The 15,417-nt window shown below is 57.8% G+C and carries 16 protein-coding genes and 1 tRNA gene; 12 read left to right on the forward strand and 5 right to left on the reverse strand.

Annotation, left to right across the window (positions count from 1 at the left end; translation table 11 throughout):
* The first annotated feature begins 3 nt into the window (after positions 1 to 3).
* The 4 genes from FE702_RS14090 to FE702_RS14105 are packed head-to-tail and all read left to right on the forward strand — an operon-like array spanning position 4 to position 4,093.
* Entirely contained in the window at positions 4 to 936 is a 933-nt protein-coding gene (locus FE702_RS14090; RefSeq protein ID WP_147126965.1) for a type II secretion system F family protein, read from the forward strand.
* Positions 929 to 1,897: a type II secretion system F family protein gene (locus FE702_RS14095; RefSeq protein ID WP_147126966.1), complete on the forward strand. Its 969-nt coding sequence runs from the start codon at positions 929 to 931 to the stop codon at positions 1,895 to 1,897. The genes FE702_RS14090 and FE702_RS14095 overlap by 8 nt, the downstream gene beginning before the upstream one ends.
* Positions 1,897 to 2,337, forward strand: a complete 441-nt coding sequence (locus tag FE702_RS14100) for a TadE/TadG family type IV pilus assembly protein (protein WP_147126967.1) — start codon at positions 1,897 to 1,899, stop codon at positions 2,335 to 2,337. Before FE702_RS14095 ends, FE702_RS14100 begins: the two co-directional genes overlap by 1 nt.
* Positions 2,327 to 4,093 carry a TadG family pilus assembly protein gene (locus tag FE702_RS14105; RefSeq protein ID WP_147126968.1) on the forward strand — a complete coding sequence of 589 codons (1,767 nt, stop codon included), beginning with the start codon at positions 2,327 to 2,329 and terminating at the stop codon, positions 4,091 to 4,093. The genes FE702_RS14100 and FE702_RS14105 overlap by 11 nt, the downstream gene beginning before the upstream one ends.
* Before the next feature lie 11 nt (positions 4,094 to 4,104).
* Here FE702_RS14105 and FE702_RS14110 read toward each other — a convergent pair whose 3' ends face one another.
* A complete protein-coding gene (locus FE702_RS14110; protein WP_147126969.1) occupies positions 4,105 to 4,662 on the reverse strand; it encodes a helix-turn-helix transcriptional regulator in 558 nt (185 codons plus the stop codon).
* Between the two features lie 178 nt (positions 4,663 to 4,840).
* Here FE702_RS14110 and FE702_RS14115 point away from each other — a divergent pair, with 178 nt between their 5' ends.
* Positions 4,841 to 5,380, forward strand: a complete 540-nt coding sequence (locus tag FE702_RS14115; protein ID WP_147126970.1) for a putative pterin-binding protein — start codon at positions 4,841 to 4,843, stop codon at positions 5,378 to 5,380.
* 94 nt (positions 5,381 to 5,474) lie between these two features.
* Positions 5,475 to 7,631, forward strand: a complete 2,157-nt coding sequence (locus tag FE702_RS14120; RefSeq protein WP_147126971.1) for a PAS domain-containing hybrid sensor histidine kinase/response regulator — start codon at positions 5,475 to 5,477, stop codon at positions 7,629 to 7,631.
* A 249-nt stretch (positions 7,632 to 7,880) separates the two neighbouring features.
* Here FE702_RS14120 and FE702_RS14125 read toward each other — a convergent pair.
* Both FE702_RS14125 and FE702_RS14130 read right to left on the reverse strand, forming a co-directional pair.
* A tRNA-Ala gene (locus tag FE702_RS14125) sits at positions 7,881 to 7,956 on the reverse strand.
* A gap of 80 nt (positions 7,957 to 8,036) precedes the next feature.
* Complete coding sequence (locus FE702_RS14130; RefSeq protein WP_147126972.1) at positions 8,037 to 8,372, reverse strand: TIGR02300 family protein; 336 nt, start codon at positions 8,370 to 8,372, stop codon at positions 8,037 to 8,039.
* Positions 8,373 to 8,631: 259 nt separating this feature from the next.
* Here FE702_RS14130 and FE702_RS14135 point away from each other — a divergent pair, with 259 nt between their 5' ends.
* The 4 genes from FE702_RS14135 to FE702_RS14150 are packed head-to-tail and all read left to right on the forward strand — an operon-like array spanning position 8,632 to position 11,708.
* Positions 8,632 to 9,327 (forward strand): M48 family metallopeptidase, encoded by a 696-nt coding sequence (locus tag FE702_RS14135; RefSeq protein ID WP_255449697.1) that lies wholly within the window; start codon positions 8,632 to 8,634, stop codon positions 9,325 to 9,327.
* A gap of 39 nt (positions 9,328 to 9,366) precedes the next feature.
* On the forward strand, positions 9,367 to 10,017 hold the full coding sequence (locus tag FE702_RS14140) for a GntR family transcriptional regulator (protein ID WP_147126974.1): 651 nt from the start codon (positions 9,367 to 9,369) through the stop codon (positions 10,015 to 10,017).
* A 39-nt stretch (positions 10,018 to 10,056) separates the two neighbouring features.
* Positions 10,057 to 10,719: an endonuclease III gene (gene nth, locus FE702_RS14145; RefSeq protein ID WP_147126975.1), complete on the forward strand. Its 663-nt coding sequence runs from the start codon at positions 10,057 to 10,059 to the stop codon at positions 10,717 to 10,719.
* Positions 10,716 to 11,708, forward strand: a complete 993-nt coding sequence (locus FE702_RS14150) for an adenosine kinase (protein WP_147126976.1) — start codon at positions 10,716 to 10,718, stop codon at positions 11,706 to 11,708. The genes nth and FE702_RS14150 overlap by 4 nt, the downstream gene beginning before the upstream one ends.
* Here FE702_RS14150 and FE702_RS14155 read toward each other — a convergent pair.
* A complete protein-coding gene (locus FE702_RS14155; protein ID WP_147126977.1) occupies positions 11,701 to 12,399 on the reverse strand; it encodes a hypothetical protein in 699 nt (232 codons plus the stop codon). The two genes, FE702_RS14150 and FE702_RS14155, sit on opposite strands and share 8 nt — an antisense overlap.
* 90 nt (positions 12,400 to 12,489) lie before the next feature.
* Positions 12,490 to 13,308, reverse strand: coding sequence for a sulfotransferase family protein (locus FE702_RS14160; RefSeq protein ID WP_147126978.1), 819 nt, complete (start codon positions 13,306 to 13,308; stop codon positions 12,490 to 12,492).
* 131 nt (positions 13,309 to 13,439) lie between these two features.
* Here FE702_RS14160 and FE702_RS14165 point away from each other — a divergent pair, with 131 nt between their 5' ends.
* A complete protein-coding gene (locus tag FE702_RS14165) occupies positions 13,440 to 15,017 on the forward strand; it encodes a DUF5928 domain-containing protein (RefSeq protein WP_147126979.1) in 1,578 nt (525 codons plus the stop codon).
* 3 nt (positions 15,018 to 15,020) lie between these two features.
* Entirely contained in the window at positions 15,021 to 15,404 is a 384-nt protein-coding gene (locus FE702_RS14170) for a histidine triad nucleotide-binding protein (RefSeq protein ID WP_147126980.1), read from the forward strand.
* Positions 15,405 to 15,417: the final 13 nt, after the last annotated feature.

Here is a 15,417-nt window from a genome sequence, read left to right on the forward strand (position 1 = left end):
ACGATGACGGGTGCCCTAATACTTCTGGTCGCAGCTGTCGTGGTGTTTGTCGCACTGGGCTTGCTTATGCTGATCCATGCGGATCGCACGCGGCAGATGCTGCGCGCGCGTCTGGATCGGGGCAAACCGGTGGTTACGATCGATGCATCCGACGCGCCAACGAAAGAACGCGCTGCGCCGCACGGTGTTCTGGTGCGCCTCGAGGCGGAGTTGGCGCGCACGGCGTTGAAGGCCACGGTGAACGAAGTTCTCCTTCAGGTCGCTTTGGGTACTCTTGGTCTTTATGGCCTGATGGTCCTGTTTTCGGGGGTTCATCCGGTCTTGGCCGTTCCGGTGGCCGTCGGTATGGCGATTGGTGCTGCAGTTCTTGTGCTGCGTGCGGCGCAAAGCCGGTATCGTGCCGCATTTACCGAAGCGCTGCCTGAAACGATGGACGTTTTCGTGCGTGGACTGCGCGCCGGGCGCCCCATTGTCGACAGTCTGGGCATTGTGGTGGACACGGTCGAAGGCCCTGCCAAAACCGAGTTCGCGCGCTGCCACGGCGAGATCGCGATGGGAACCGATCTTCCCACCAGCCTTGCCCGGATGGAGCAACGCCTGCGCACCCCCGAGGTCAGTTTCTTTGCCGTTGCCACAGCGCTTCAGGCCGAAAACGGCGGAAACCTCATTGAGACGATGGAGAACCTGTCCAACCAACTTCGTGAGCGGCGCAAGCTGCGCAAGAAGGCGCGCGCGCTGACATCAGAGGCAAGGGCCAGTGCCACGATCCTAGCGGCTTTGCCTTTTGCCGTATTCGCCGCGATCTCATTGCTGAACTGGCGTTATATCGAGCCGCTTTACAGCGACCCGCGGGGTCAGGTTATGGCGGCAATCGCGATCGCCGGTGTGGCATTTGGTGTGTTCGTGATGGTCCGCATGGGGAAGATACATGTCTGAGTTCGTGCTGAACAACATCGCGGTGATCTCATTTGTTGGACTGGTTCTGATCCTCTTTGGATTTGCGGCCTTGATGGCTGCGGAACGCCAACGTGCGCAGATCCTGCATCGGCTAAACCGCTATGAGGCCGGCGAAAGCTGGTCTGGCGCGCGAGGGTCTGCTCAAACCGGCAGCCTCGTCTATTGGGCGGGGCGATTGCGCGGCCTTGTCACGCAATTGGGCGAACGGCTAGAAGCGTTCCTCGGAGGAGAGGCTGAAGAGACCGCTGCAAAGCTTGCCGTGGCCGGGTTTCGCAGTCGCGATGCCTTGCTCCTATATGCGTTTGCCAAGACTGTATTGCCGGTTTTGACCTTTGTTTCCGGCTTGCTCTGGCTACTGCTGACACGCACTCTCGATCTCACGCTGATGGGGCCGGTGACGTTGGTGATCGGGGCGGCGTTGGGGATTTCCAAGGCCGTGGACATGTATGTCGACGCCAAACAAAAGGCGCGGCTTGAGGCCATTCGCCTTGGCTTTCCCGATTTCCTCGAACTGTTGGTAATTTCCTCTGAGGCGGGACTGGGACCACATCAGGCCTTGCATCGGGTCGCACGCGAAATGCGGAGCGGTTGCCCCGAACTGGCCAGTGAATTGCTTCAAATGGTGTCTGAGGCGTCGATGACGGCAGACACGGGCAGCGCTTATGAAAAGCTGGGTCAAAGGGTGCCTTTGCCTGAGGTGTCGGTCTTTATTCACGCGGTTGTTCAGTCGCAGCGCTATGGCACCCCGTTTGCCAAGGCGATGCGCGTCCTTGTTGCCGAACAGCGCGCGAACCGCCTGACACGCATCGAAGAACGCGCCGCAAGGTTGCCGGTCATCATGACCATCCCCCTGATCTTTTGCATCATGCCTGCGATCTTTGTCGTGCTGGTTGGCCCCGCAGCGCTGAGCGTGATCGACAACATTCTGAACGGAGGCTGATGACGATGAAATCCCTTTTGGATCGTGGATTTTTGAAGCGCCTGCGGAGAGACGATCGCGGTGCGGTTGCAATCGAATTTGCGCTGATTGCGCCGATCCTCTTTGCCCTGCTTTTCGGCGTCGTCACGCTTGGGTTTTACATCGGCGTCAGCCAATCGGTGCAACAGCTGGCCACCGCTGCGGCGCGGGCTTCGGTTGCCGGCCTCGACGAAACCGAACGGCGCAGCCTCGCCAACGCATATCTGGCAGAGGCCGGAACACATTATCCGCTTTTGACCGATGACGCGCTGACCACGTCGCTGACCTATGACGGCAACCCGGTGCCCGGCATGACGGTCTATGTCAGCTATGCGGCCGAGGGGACGCTTTTGGATGTGGCCAACGGGTTTCTGGGGTTGGGGCTGACCACTGTGCGCGGGAGTGCCTACCTTGCTTACTGAACGCCTGAGAAACCTGCGCCGCTTTGCACATGATGAACGCGGCGCCGTGGCGGTGATCGTTGCCATGATGCTGACCGTGTTGATGGGCTTTGTGGCCTTAGGTGTCGATGTCGCCTCGATCTATCGGGACACGGACCGCGTGCAAGGCATGAGCGATCTGGCCGCGATGAGTGCCATGGCCGATGTCGCAAACGCGGATGAGCGCGCAGCCCACGCCGTTTCGGTCAACGGGCGGCGGCAGGAAACGCTTGTTTCGGTTGAGCAAGGGCGGTTCCTGCGCAATCCAGCTGTGCCGCGTGAAGATCGGTTTCAGCCGCTGACGCCCGGCTCGGCTGGGATCAATGCCGTCCGGACGGTGGTCTCAGATAACGCACCGCTGCACTTCGCTCGGGTCTTTGCCAATGGAGAGACTGTGGCCATTCACCGATCCGGCATGGCGATCCGCACGGGCGCTGCAAGCTTTTCGCTTGGCAGTCACCTCGTCGGATTGGACGGTGCGGCGCTGAATTCTGCGCTGACAGATGCCTTCGGCGCATCAGCCCAGATTGCAATGGGTGACATGGCGATCCTTGCAGAGGCCACCATTAATCTGGGTGATCTGATGCAGGCGCTGGGCGGGTCTGAAACGGCAAATCCGGCAGAGATATTGGACCAGACCGTGACGGTCACCGCGCTGATCGGCGCAGTGCAAGATCTGCTGCCTTCCGGGTTGGGCAGCGCCCTTCAAGGGCTGGCCAGCGCCGGGCAAGGGCGGACAGTCGATGTCAGCGCCGTGGTTGGCGGGATTGATACAGCGCTTGGTCTGACAGTGACCGAGTTTCTGACTGACATCGACCTGTCTGTCCTCGATATCATCAAAGCAATCGTGCAGGCCGAACCTTCGCAAGCCTCGCTGGATTTGGCGGGCGGCGTGCCCGGTTTCCTGGACGTGAACGCGGGTGTGAGCGCGGGCGGCCCACCGGCGCAATCGGGGTGGATGGCCCTCGGCGAAGAGGGTGTCACACTGCACCGGGCTGCCGCCCGCGTCGACATCGACGCAGAGCTTGAACCTCAGCTTCTGAGCGGATTGGGCGTGGGCATTGAGGCTTTGTCCCTGCACCTACCCGTGACGACGGAACTGGCCGGAGCCACAGCAACACTGGATCATTTGAGTTGCGCGGACCAAGACCCTGACGCCGTGGCGGCGTCTGTTTTGGTGTCTTCAACGCCGCTTCATCCGGCGAACGGCTCGGCGATTGCAACCCTGATCCTCGGCAGCGTTGCGTTCGAAACCGGCAATGCGATTGCACCAGGTGATGTCGACTTTGCGGATATTCTAAGTGTGCGCATCACGATCCCGGTGCCTCTGTTGCCTGATATCGTTCTGAGCGATCTGGTCGTGCAGGCGCGCTCGCATGTCAGTCTTGGCCAGTCTGCGGTCGAGCGGGTGGACTACAGCTTTGCCGAAGTAGGTGCAGGTGACACAAAGCGGACCTTTGGGTCAGCGCAGGTGCTTGGCACCGCTGTCGGACAACTGCTTTCACCTGAACATCTGGAGATCCGGGTCAAGCCCGGGCAGGCCGGGTTGGTGACGGGGCTCGTTGCGCCGATTGTGGAGGGGCTGCTTCAGAGTCTGCCTGGCGCGCTGCTGTCAGCGGTGACAACACCCTTGGATGCCGTGCTGGATACAACACTGGCAAGCCTTGGTGTGACCGTTGGGGCAGGTGAGTTGAACCTGACAGGCCACCATTGCGAGCGTGTCAGGTTGGTGCAGTAGTAGCGCGTGCTTTAGGCGACTTCGGTTGCGCGCGATGCCAGAGGCAGGGCCTCTGCCGTTGCGATCTTGGCCGTGGCCCTGTCGCGCAGGTCTAAAGGAATTTTGGCCATGTTCACCACCTCGTCGGTAACGAAAGCGATCAATTGATAGCGTGTTTCTAGGCCCGACTTGCTGTAGATGTTGCTGAGTTGGGATTTGACCGTTGCGACCGCGCTGCCGCGCATCTCTGCGATTTCGCCGTTTGAAAAACCTTTAGCCACAAAGATCGCAACGTCGGCCTCTGATTTTGAGAGACCCCAGCTTGGTGCGTGCTTGAGGATGACGGTTTCCTTGGCGACGGGCTCTCCGGCACCTGGAACCAGCTTTTCCTTGCGCTGCTTTTCCAGCAGGTTTCGCAATTGCGTGTAGGTCACGTAGGCCACCACAGCCGTCAGCGCAAAGAACAGCGCAAAGAGCCCGGAAAGCGTTGAGAGCGATACGTCCGTCAGAACCAGATTGCTGACCAGAAAGGTCTTCAAAGCGGCGATGACAGTGACAAGTGAACCACCAAGTATCCAGAAACGTTGCATGATCCTTCACCTTCAAAAATACAGACAGTGACCTGAGGATAGGAAGGGATTGTGTCAAAACTGCGTCTCAAGCCCCGAGTGACCCTACGGAGAGCAGAAGGAATTTCAGTTGCCCTTCAAAATTTTGGCCGATTATAGTCGTTGAGCCGGTGGTTCCTTGGCCTAAGGAGGGCATGAAATGCGTAGGTTGTGGACGTCTTGGTTGGATACAACCTCAGTGCTGAGTTTTGCGATTTTGGTCACTTTTTTCTCGCAAATCGGCCCGTCCGCGGGCCGGGCAGAAGGTCTGTCGGCGCCGACGGGGGACGTTCTGCTGACGATCTCGGGCGAGATTGCGCACACAAATGCCGGCGACACGGCGGAAATCGACTACGAGATGCTTGCAGCCTTGCCTGCGCAGGTCATTGTGACGTCTACACCGTGGACGGAGGGAGAGACAGAATTCACAGGCGCTGCTTTGTCTGATGTGCTCGACATGGTCGGCGCGCAGGGGACAATTCTGCATGCGGTGGCTCTGAACAACTACCTCGTCGAAATCCCGGTCAGTGATGCAAATGACCAAGCTCCGATCATAGCGTATTTGCAGGATGGCAATCGTATGCCAGTTCGCAACAAGGGGCCGCTTTGGGTGATCTATGACTTTGACGATTTGCCTGGCGATGAAGAGATATATTTCGTGCGAGCAATCTGGCAGCTGAGTCGCATCGAAGTCCGTTAGGATTGCCCTTTTGACCACGATTGAGCCAACAAAAGTAGTCCCGCGAAAGAACCGTAGGGTCCTTTGGCAGGTTCTTGGTGCCTTGCTTGCAACGGTGATCGTCCTACTCGTTTGGGCTGCCATAGCTCTTGCGATTCAGCTCGTCGAAACGGTGGAGGTCCTTCAGGAACGGAACACCGAAAACCCGCAATGGACGGTGAACAATACCGAGATCGAGTTCTTGGAGTTTTTGCGCCAGACGGCGTTGGCGCAGATTGACGACGACTCCGATCTGGCGCCGGTCAGGCTTACCTTCGATATATTTTATAGCCGGATACAGACCCTAAACGAGGGAAAGTTACTCGTGCCTCTGCGGGGCAATCCGGTATTTACCGAAGATTTGGCGGCATTGACCGAGTTCGTTACAAGCTCCACCAGCATTATCGATGCGCCTGACCCAGAGTTGCGCGCTGCCTTGCCCGCATTCGCAGCGCGCGCCGAAAGCCTTCGTCCGACTATGCGTCGGACAAGCATGTTCACGATTAACGGCTGGGCCTTTCAAGCGATAGATTTGCGAGAAACCGTGTTGGATACGCTCACACGGATGGCTGTCGCTCTTGCCGGTGCTTTTGCGCTCTTGGTCGGCGGGGTGGTCGGGTTGTGGTTGTTGTACCGTGAAAACATGCGTCGCGCTCTGTTCGTCGCTAGAGCGCGAGACCGCACCCAAGCCGCAGAAGCAACTTTGCGTGTCAGTGAGGCCCGCCTGCGAGAAGCACAAAAGATCGCAAAACTAGGCTCTTGGGAGGTGGATGCCGAAGGTAGAATGTATTGGTCCGACGAAACCTTTCGTATTTTCGATATAACGCCTGCCGATTTCGACGGGACAGTCGCCAGCTTTTACAAGCGCTGCTTTCCTGAGGATGTCATCAAGAGCAAGCAAGCGGGTATGGAGGCGTGGGATACGCAAAAAGCGTATGAGCTGACATACCGCATCAAATTGCCGTCTGGCGAGGTTCGGAACGTTATCCAGCGGACCAAGCCTGTCGTTGATGACAGCGGTAAGACGGTCCGTCTGGTCGGAACCGTGCAAGACATTACCGAGCAAACCATTGCTGAAGAAAAGCTCCGTCAGTCCCAAAAGATGGAAGTTGTTGGGCAACTAACCGGAGGTGTGGCCCATGATTTCAATAATTTGCTGGCGGTCATTCTGGGCAACCTTGAACTGCTTCGCGAAAAAAATGACCAAAATGGGAACGACGTCTTTATCGAAGCCGCAATGACGGCCTCAAACCGCGGCGCAGAATTGACCAGAAATATGTTGAGTTTTGCCCGGCAGTCCCGCCTCGCACCTAAGTCTACCGATCTCAATCAGCTTGTGCGCGAAACTGAGTCTTGGACCTCTCGGGTGTTGCCGTCGTCCATCGCGGTCGAGGTGTCACTGTCCACGGACCTTTGGAGTGTCGAAGTGGACCAATCGCTGGCTCAGAACGCGCTGTTGAATCTTTTTCTGAATGCGCGTGATGTCATGCCGGATGGCGGAACGTTGACGATTGAGTCCTCCAATATCCGCCTCGACGAAGGTTCGCCGGATTTCAACAAAGACGATGTCGAACCCGGGCAGTATGTGTTGCTGTCGGTGAGTGATACCGGGACAGGGATCGCGCCCTCAGAGCTCTCTCGGATATTTGAGCCTTTTTACACCACGAAGCAGGTGGGGAGCGGCTCGGGCCTTGGGCTGTCCATGGTTCAGGGCTTCATGCGGCAATCTGGTGGCATGGTGCATGTGGAGTCTGAGCGGGGTCGTGGAACAACATTCAAGCTGTATTTCCGAGCCTGCTCTGCGGTTGATAGCGAGACCAAGGTCATTTCCCCGCCCACCGAAACCAAGCCGCAAAGTGGTGTGAGGATACTTTTGGTTGAGGATGAGCCTGCCGTACTCGACGTAACGGCGCATCATCTTTCGAACGCTGGGTATTCTGTGACACCGGCGACCTCTGGCGACGCAGCGCTTCGGATGTGGGATGAGGAGGAGGATTTCGATCTTCTGATCACAGATATTGTCATGCCGGGTACGCTTCAGGGCCCCGATCTCGCCAGAGAACTACGTGCGCGGCGCTCAGATCTGCCGGTGGTGTATATGTCGGGATATGCGAATGAAGCGATGTTTCCGCAAACCGGTCAGCTGGTCCAGGACACCCGGCTCATGAAACCAGTGCCCGGTGCTGATCTGATTTCGGCGGTCGAACAGGCTTTGGATTTCGCTGGCAAATGATCCGGTTAGTCTCGTTGCTAGGGCTGTGGGTCGTGATCGATCCATGCCCCGCGACTTAGATCCGCGACTTCGACCACCAGCCAGCTTAGCTGCATGCACGTATCTCTTGCTGAAGAGCTTGAGTGCTTTTGCGCAGGAGGGGCGGCCAATCGGGTCTATGTGTGGCCCAGGATGAATAACCGGCAACCTTTGAGAAGGTGCCCACCGTAAGCACTTTGGCGATAGACTAGATCTGAGAGAGCGGTTTTTTGGTGGAGCCTAGGGGAGTCGAACCCCTGACCTCTTGCATGCCATGCAAGCGCTCTCCCAACTGAGCTAAGGCCCCATCCGTTCCGTGCATGTACGGAAGGGGGCGAAAGGGATCAAGTCTAAAACGACCCCATTCGCCTTTGTTATCGACCGATATTAGTCGTCGCTGTCATCGGCTGGCACATCGGCCAGTTCGTCGAGCGATACGTTCTGATCATCGTCGTCATCATCCAGAACATCATCGCCCAGATCCACGTCGACATCCGAATCGTCATCATCGTCCAGAACGACATCTTCTTCGTCCGTGCTCGATGTTTTCAGCTTTTTGGTTTGCGCATCTTCGGCATCCGCAACCATGGTGCGGCCTTTGCCGGTGTCGAGCGTCACGACCTCGCCCGTGTAAGGGCTGACGATTGGGTCTTTGTTCAGGTCGTAGAAGCGTTTGCCTGTGGTCGGGCAAACACGTTTTACACCCCATTCTTCCTTGGGCATGGCGGCTTTCCTTTTTCCGCTGACGGTCCCGTCCAGATGGTTGTCGGTGTCGTCGCTGCAATTTGTACAATCTTGGCCTGCTGCCACAGCCGCGCAGGGCTGTCAAACCAAAGCGCGCTCATTCGGCAGGTGCCGAGCATATGTGGTGCTTAGAACGGTGAAACAAGGGCTGTGCGATCAAGGTTGGTCTGGCTTAACCCAGCAAAGACGCTTGTTCCCGATCAGGTGGGCTGGCACCTTGCGCCAGAGGAGAAATGGCGTGGCAGACAGTCTTACACTAGAGGGCGATCCGCCGATTACCGTGCATTTGCGCCGCTCGGTGCGCGCGCGACGGTTGAGCTTGCGTGTCTCGCGTTTGGATGGTCGCGTGACGATGACCGTTCCCAAACGCCTGCCCTTGCACGAGGCGCGCGCCTTTGCAGTGGACAAGCAGTCTTGGCTGACACGCCATCTGGCCGAGCAGGTGCCGCCCGCTGCGGTAGTGCCCGGTGCGGTCCTGCCGTTTCAGGGACAAGGGCATGAAATCGTTCCGGCACCTCTACGGTCACCACGTATCGAGGATGGACGATTGTTGGTTCCGGAACGCGACAGTGACAGGACGCCGGCCCGCGTTGCGGCATTCCTAAAGGCCCAGGCGCGCGAAAGGCTGGTGACCGCCTCTGATCATTACTCCGGACTGTTGGGCCGCCCATATGCGCGAATGACTTTGCGCGATACGCGCAGCCGTTGGGGCTCGTGTTCGTCGCAAGGGGCGTTGATGTATTCATGGCGATTGATCATGGCGCCGCCTGAGGTGCTGAACTACGTGGCCGCGCACGAGGTCGCGCATTTGGCCGAGATGAACCATTCGCCCGCCTTTTGGGCCATCGTAGAGCGCCTCTTTCCGGATCATGCCCAGCAGAAACTGTGGCTGCGCAAGCATGGTCACCAGCTTCAGCGTTGGCAATTCGCATAAGGATTGACGGCGCGCCACAATTTGTGATCACGTTTTTCAATGTTGATCACGTCTCGCCCCGATGTTCCCGGCACCTCAGCCCATGACACTGTCTACAGGGCGCTACGGTCCCGCATCATGCACGGAGAACTGGAACCGGGCGCGGCACTGACCTTGCGCGGCATCGGCAAGGAATTTGGCGTGTCGATGACTCCGGTGCGCGAGGCCTTGCGCCGCCTGACCGCTGAAGGGGCGCTGTCCTTGAGCGCCTCGGGCCGGGTTGCGACGCCTGAACTCAGCAATGACAGGATCGAGGAACTGGCCGCGCTGCGTGCCTTGATCGAAACAGAATTGGCGTCGCGCGCATTGCCTCGGGCCCACATGGCGCTGATCGAACGGCTTGGGACGATCAATAACGTATGCTCTCAGGCCATCGCCCGGAAAGATGCCGTGGGTTATATCCGTGCGAACCTCGAGTTTCATAGAACGCTTTATCTGCGCGCTCAGGCTCCGGCGATGTTGGCCATGGCCGAGACCGTGTGGCTGCAACTGGGGCCGACAATGCGGTCGCTCTATGGACGTTTGCGCCGGACTGAAGGCCCCGTGCAGCACAAGATGATCCTTGCAGCGTTGCGCGCAGGCGATGAACCGGGGCTTCGGCTTGCGGTGCGGGCCGATGTGACACAGGGCTTGCGAATGCTGGCCGGTTAGGCGTTGCAACGTCCGGGTCGCTCCCGCTAGATGCCCGCCATGGCAAAAACGGCAAAACCAGCAAAACAGCTCGATTACACAACGATGCGTGAAATTTTCACGCGCTTCGAGGCGTCCGATCCCGCGCCCAAGGGCGAGTTGAACCACGTCAACGCTTACACGCTTGTCGTGGCAGTGGCGCTATCGGCACAAGCGACGGACAAGGGGGTCAACAAGGCCACGGAAGAGCTGTTCAAGATCGCCGATACGCCACAAAAAATGCTGGATCTGGGCGAAGAGGGGCTGATCGAGCATATCAAGACCATCGGCCTGTTCCGCAACAAGGCCAAAAACGTCATCAAACTGAGCCAGATCCTTGTGGATCAGTATGGCGGCGTTGTTCCGAATTCGCGTGCCGCGCTGGAAGGTTTGCCGGGCGTCGGCCGCAAGACGGCAAATGTTGTTCTGAACATGTGGTGGCAGTTCCCGTCACAGGCTGTGGACACGCACATCTTTCGGGTCGGCAACCGGACAGGTATCTGCCCTGGCAAAGATGTCGTCGCCGTCGAACGCGCGATTGAAGACAACGTGCCAACCGACTTTCAACTCCATGCGCATCACTGGTTGATCCTGCATGGCCGCTATATCTGCGTAGCCCGCAAACCCAAATGCGGAGCCTGCATTATCAAGGACCTGTGTCCGTTCGAGGAGAAGACCGCGTGAGCAAAACGTACAAAGTTGTCGGCATCGGCAATGCAGTTTCCGATGTGATTGCACAGGCCAGTGACACGTTTCTGGATCACATGGGGATCGAGAAGGGGATCATGCAACTGATCGAACGTGAGCGGGCCGAAGTTCTCTATGCCGCCATGGACGGTCGCACGGAAACACCCGGCGGCTCGGTTGCGAACACGATTGCAGGGCTCGGGACCCTTGGCATCAAGTCCGCCTTTGTGGGGCGCGTTGCAGATGATGCTTTGGGGCGCACCTATGCACGGACGCTCGCGGATGAAGGGACCGCATTTCCCAATGGACCGGTCGAGGGTACCGCTTTGCCGACATCGCGGTCGATGATTTTTGTATCGCCCGATGGTGAGCGTTCGATGAATACCTACCTCGGGATTTCATCCGAGGTGTCACCTGACGATGTGCCAACCGATGTGTTGGCGGACACCGACTATGTGTTCCTCGAGGGTTATCTGTTCGACAAGGACCCCGGCAAAGCCGCGTTTTATCACGCGGCAGAGATTGCCCATGATGCAGGGGCCAAAGTCGGCATTTCGCTATCTGACCCGTTCTGTGTCGACCGCCACCGCGAGGATTTCCGCAAGCTCGTTTCTGGTGCGATGGATTTTGTGATCTGCAACGAAGCAGAGTTGCTGTCGCTTTACGAAATGGACGACCTTGATGCGGCACTAACGGCCTGTGCCTCTGAATGCGAACTCGTCGTTTGCACCTGCTCGGGCGACGGCGTGCTGATCAAATCAGGTGATACACGCATCCATGTTCCGGTTCAGGAAATCACACCGGTCGATGCCACCGGTGCCGGAGATCAATTCGCCGCCGGGTTCCTCTATGGATTGGTCACGGGGCAGACGCTTGAGGTCGCGGGCAAAATGGGCTGCGCTGCTGCGGGTGAAGTGATCCGTCACATGGGGCCACGTCCGGTGAGCGACCTGCGCGCCATCTTCGCCGGTCAGGGCCTTATCTGACGGCTTCCAGCCATAACTGATCTATGGCATCCAGAGCCGCAAGGTCCGCCGTGTCCGTATAGCGCGCATGGCGGCCATCTGGCGTGGTGTAATCCAGCTCCTGTTCCCAAGCCTGGGCCTTGGTCACGGGCTGTCCTTGCGGCTCAATCGGTGTTGCACGGTCAAGCCGGTCCAAAGGACTGCGCGCAAACACGAGCCTTGAGGCACCCGAGGAAAGGTTGATCATCGCACAGCCCTGCATCGCCGCCAACGCCATCAGGCGCGCGGACTTTGCCTCAAGCGAACGCAGCGAGATATCGTCGCGCAGCGGGTCGGCTGTTCCCGTTCCGTAAAAATGTGTGCTCCCGGCAGCGGCATAGACCATATCACAGCCCAGAAAACCGATCACCTTGGGTTTGTAGGTGTGCAGCGTCCAGTAGGCCGCCGTGAATGCCATCGTTGCCCCGGCAAAGAGAAATCCGCCAAAAGCGTTTTGCGCTGGGACAAAGGCCTCAGCTTCGATCAGGTCTTGCTGTTCTGAGATTTCCGTGGGGCGACGTTCTTCTGGGAAGTCCTCGGGAAAGATCAGGTCGTCCCAGTCATCCCGAATTCGCCACGCATTGTTGATCGCCACGATCTTGTCGATTGGACCACGGTTCCAATCGCGGGCTTCGATGGCGTTGGGCCCGCTGCCCAGAATGAGCACGATCATCGCGATCTCCTGCCTTGTCGTCTCGGCGCGCAAGTTAGCATGTCCAGCACGTGTGACAATGTTGCGCTCGGTGGCGCTGACAGTTTTGGCTTATTCGCCTAGCTTCGCGTGAACTTCATCCAGATCGATTTCGCCTATGGGCATCTTGTTGCCCGGGTTCTCGAAATCGTATTTGAACAGATTGAAATCGCGTTTGTAGATTTCGTAGACCAGATGCATCGACAGATCGTCGAAGTAGTCTTCTACCGGATGCGCGCGTTTGGGGCCGTGGCCTTCGCTTTCGTTAAAGCGCGGGATCGCGGCAAGGTCCACAACCTGTGGCGTCTCGATCGCGTCCAGAACCTGCTGCATGCCGTCGTTGAAGCTTTCGGTCCAGAAAATCTTATCGTAGCGGCCACCGTTCACGATGAAGGTGCTAATGTGGCCAGACATGGCTGACCAGTGGATGTCTGGCTCCATCGGACGGCGCCACCGGATGGTGTCGCGCGCAAAGAGCAAGAAACGTCGGAACGACTTGATCTGGTCGAACTCGAAATTGTCTTCCGGGCTGCCAACCTCGATCCCGTATTTCTGGATCAAGAGCGGGACAAGGTTGCCGCGATAGCGTTTGCCATTGCGCTGGATGCCGCAGATCTTGTCGAAGAACGAAGACAGGATGCGCGTGTACGGGTTGCGCACGCAGGTGAAGGCATAGGAATTATGCGACTGCACATTGGCCGTGATCGCCGGTTGGCTGTCTTCGAGGGCCCATTTGTGCATGCCGCCCGTGGCGTCATGGATATCGCCGTCGAAGAATTCCCCGTGATCGGAGTAGTACATTATCTGACCAATGGTGGAGCAGGCGCATTTAGGCACCACGCGGTACACCACGCTTTCGCTCTCGGTCATCCATGTTCCCGGAAACCCCATAGCTATGCCCCAAAACTCGTCTAGTTGATCTTGCGATGCCTAGAAATCGCAAAGAAACCCTGTCTATTCAACGCCTGTTCACATAATCTGTCGAAAACAATCCAATGTCACTGAGGTAGATCGTTCACGGTATGGCAAAAATCGCCTACATTTTGCTGTGTCACAAGGACCCGAAGTCCATCATCGATCAGGCCAATCGTCTGACCGCTGTTGGCGATTTCATCTCGATCCACTTCGACAAACGGGCCAAGGCCGAACATTTTGACGCCATCACAGGCGCGCTGGCCGACAATCCGAATGTCACCTTTGCCAAGAAACGGATCAAATGCGGTTGGGGTGAATGGTCGCTCGTCCAAGCCACGCTGCACGCGGTCGAGGCGGCGGTCGACGCCTTTCCCAAGGCAACGCATTTCTACATGCTGTCTGGCGATTGTCAGGCAATCAAGACGGCCGAATATGCGCATCGGTTCCTCGACACGCATGACAAGGATTTCGTCGAAAGCTTCGATTATTTCGAGTCCGACTGGATCAAGACCGGGATGAAGGAAGAGCGGTTGATCTACCGTCATTTCTTTAACGAACGCACACAGAAAAAGAGGTTCTACTGGTCCTACAATCTGCAAAAGCGGATGGGTTGGACCCGTGAGGTTCCGTCCGACATTCAGGTCATGATCGGGTCGCAGTGGTGGTGCCTGCGCCGCCGCACGATCGAGGCCATTTTAGAGTTCACAAGGCAACGCCGCGACGTGATGCGCTTTTTCGCAACCACGTGGATTCCGGACGAGACATTCTTTCAGACGCTGGTCCGCCATCTGGTCCCTGAAAAAGAGATCGAGACGCGCACGCTGACCTTCTTGATGTTCACGGATTACGGGATGCCCGTGGTGTTCTATAACGACCACCACGACCTGCTTTTGAGTCAGGACTTTTTGTTTGCCCGCAAGATCAGCCCGGAGGCCAAGGAGCTGAAGGAGCGGCTGGGCGCGCTTTATGCCGAGAAGGACGTGGAGTTCCAAATCTCGAACGAAGGGCGCAGCCTGTTCAAGTTTCTGACCGGACGCGGCAGGACGGGCCGCCGTTTCGCGCCCCGGTTCTGGGAAACCGAAGCGACGCTGGGCCGGGACCGCGAATTGCTGATCGTGGTCTGCAAGAAATGGCACGTGGCCAAACGCCTTTTGGCCACCATCAAGCGTGAGGTGAATCTTCCGGTTCTGGAATACCTCTTTGACGAAGAGGACACCGTGCTGCCCAATCTTGGCGGCATTCAGACAACGCTCGGCAAACGCACGCGTCACCGCAGGTCCTTGATGCGGATGCTGTTTGATTACTACGAATCGGACCAGCTTTTGATTTGCCTTGATCCGTCCGCGATTGATCTGATGCAGGATTTCCACTCGGACCGCTCCAAGATGAAGATCATGGAGATCGAGTGTGAGTTCAGCGACGAATACCTTCTGGGACATGCCGCGCGCGTTGGGCTGGCGGGGGATCAGACGCCCGAAGACACGCTCAGGCGTCTTCTGCCGACCATTCGTCACGATGTAACGTTTGAACATGAGCGTATGCGCGATGCCGGGTTCGAGGACTATTTGCGCATCCAGCAATGGGCCTCGGTCGAGAAAAACGCCGACGCGATTGAGCATTTCTTGTCAGTGCCGCCGGAAACCGCCAAGAAGATCGCTGAAACCGATTACCTCTTTGTGGACTGATCCATGGCCTATTCATACGACACCGAAAACATCTTTGCCAAAATCCTGCGCGGCGAAATCCCGAACAACACCGTCATGGAAAGCGAGCATGCGCTGGCCTTTCGGGACATCAATCCCCAGGCCCCGGACCATGTGCTGGTGATCCCGAAGGGACCCTATGTCTGCTATGATCACTTTGCGCTTGAGGCGTCAGAGGCCGAGATTGTTGATTTCACACGCATGATTGGCGCAGTCGCGCGCGAACTGGGCGTGCAGCCCGGCGAACGCGGAGCCGGGTATCGGCTTTTGTCGAATGCAGGTGAGGACGGCGTGCAAGAGGTTCCGCACCTGCATGTTCATCTCGTCGCCGGTCGTCGTTTGGGCCGGATGCTGTCACCAGCGTCTTGATCCCCGTTGCCCC

It is taken from the genome of Shimia ponticola, assembly GCF_007995215.1.
Classification (GTDB): domain Bacteria; phylum Pseudomonadota; class Alphaproteobacteria; order Rhodobacterales; family Rhodobacteraceae; genus Shimia_B; species Shimia_B ponticola.

Excerpts from the sequence above, each read along its gene's own strand:
- FE702_RS14155 (WP_147126977.1), bottom strand. The coding sequence starts at position 12,399 with ATGATCGTGCTCATTCTGGGCAGCGGGCCCAACGCCATCGAAGCCCGC.
- nth (WP_147126975.1), top strand. The coding sequence starts at position 10,057 with ATGGCAAAAACGGCAAAACCAGCAAAACAGCTCGATTACACAACGATG.
- FE702_RS14100 (WP_147126967.1), top strand. The coding sequence starts at position 1,897 with ATGACGATGAAATCCCTTTTGGATCGTGGATTTTTGAAGCGCCTGCGG.
- FE702_RS14160 (WP_147126978.1), bottom strand. The coding sequence starts at position 13,308 with ATGGGGTTTCCGGGAACATGGATGACCGAGAGCGAAAGCGTGGTGTAC.
- FE702_RS14140 (WP_147126974.1), top strand. The coding sequence starts at position 9,367 with ATGTTGATCACGTCTCGCCCCGATGTTCCCGGCACCTCAGCCCATGAC.
- FE702_RS14130 (WP_147126972.1), bottom strand. The coding sequence starts at position 8,372 with ATGCCCAAGGAAGAATGGGGTGTAAAACGTGTTTGCCCGACCACAGGC.
- FE702_RS14095 (WP_147126966.1), top strand. The coding sequence starts at position 929 with ATGTCTGAGTTCGTGCTGAACAACATCGCGGTGATCTCATTTGTTGGA.
- FE702_RS14110 (WP_147126969.1), bottom strand. The coding sequence starts at position 4,662 with ATGCAACGTTTCTGGATACTTGGTGGTTCACTTGTCACTGTCATCGCC.
- FE702_RS14115 (WP_147126970.1), top strand. The coding sequence starts at position 4,841 with ATGCGTAGGTTGTGGACGTCTTGGTTGGATACAACCTCAGTGCTGAGT.
- FE702_RS14165 (WP_147126979.1), top strand. The coding sequence starts at position 13,440 with ATGGCAAAAATCGCCTACATTTTGCTGTGTCACAAGGACCCGAAGTCC.
- FE702_RS14090 (WP_147126965.1), top strand. The coding sequence starts at position 4 with ATGACGGGTGCCCTAATACTTCTGGTCGCAGCTGTCGTGGTGTTTGTC.
- FE702_RS14170 (WP_147126980.1), top strand. The coding sequence starts at position 15,021 with ATGGCCTATTCATACGACACCGAAAACATCTTTGCCAAAATCCTGCGC.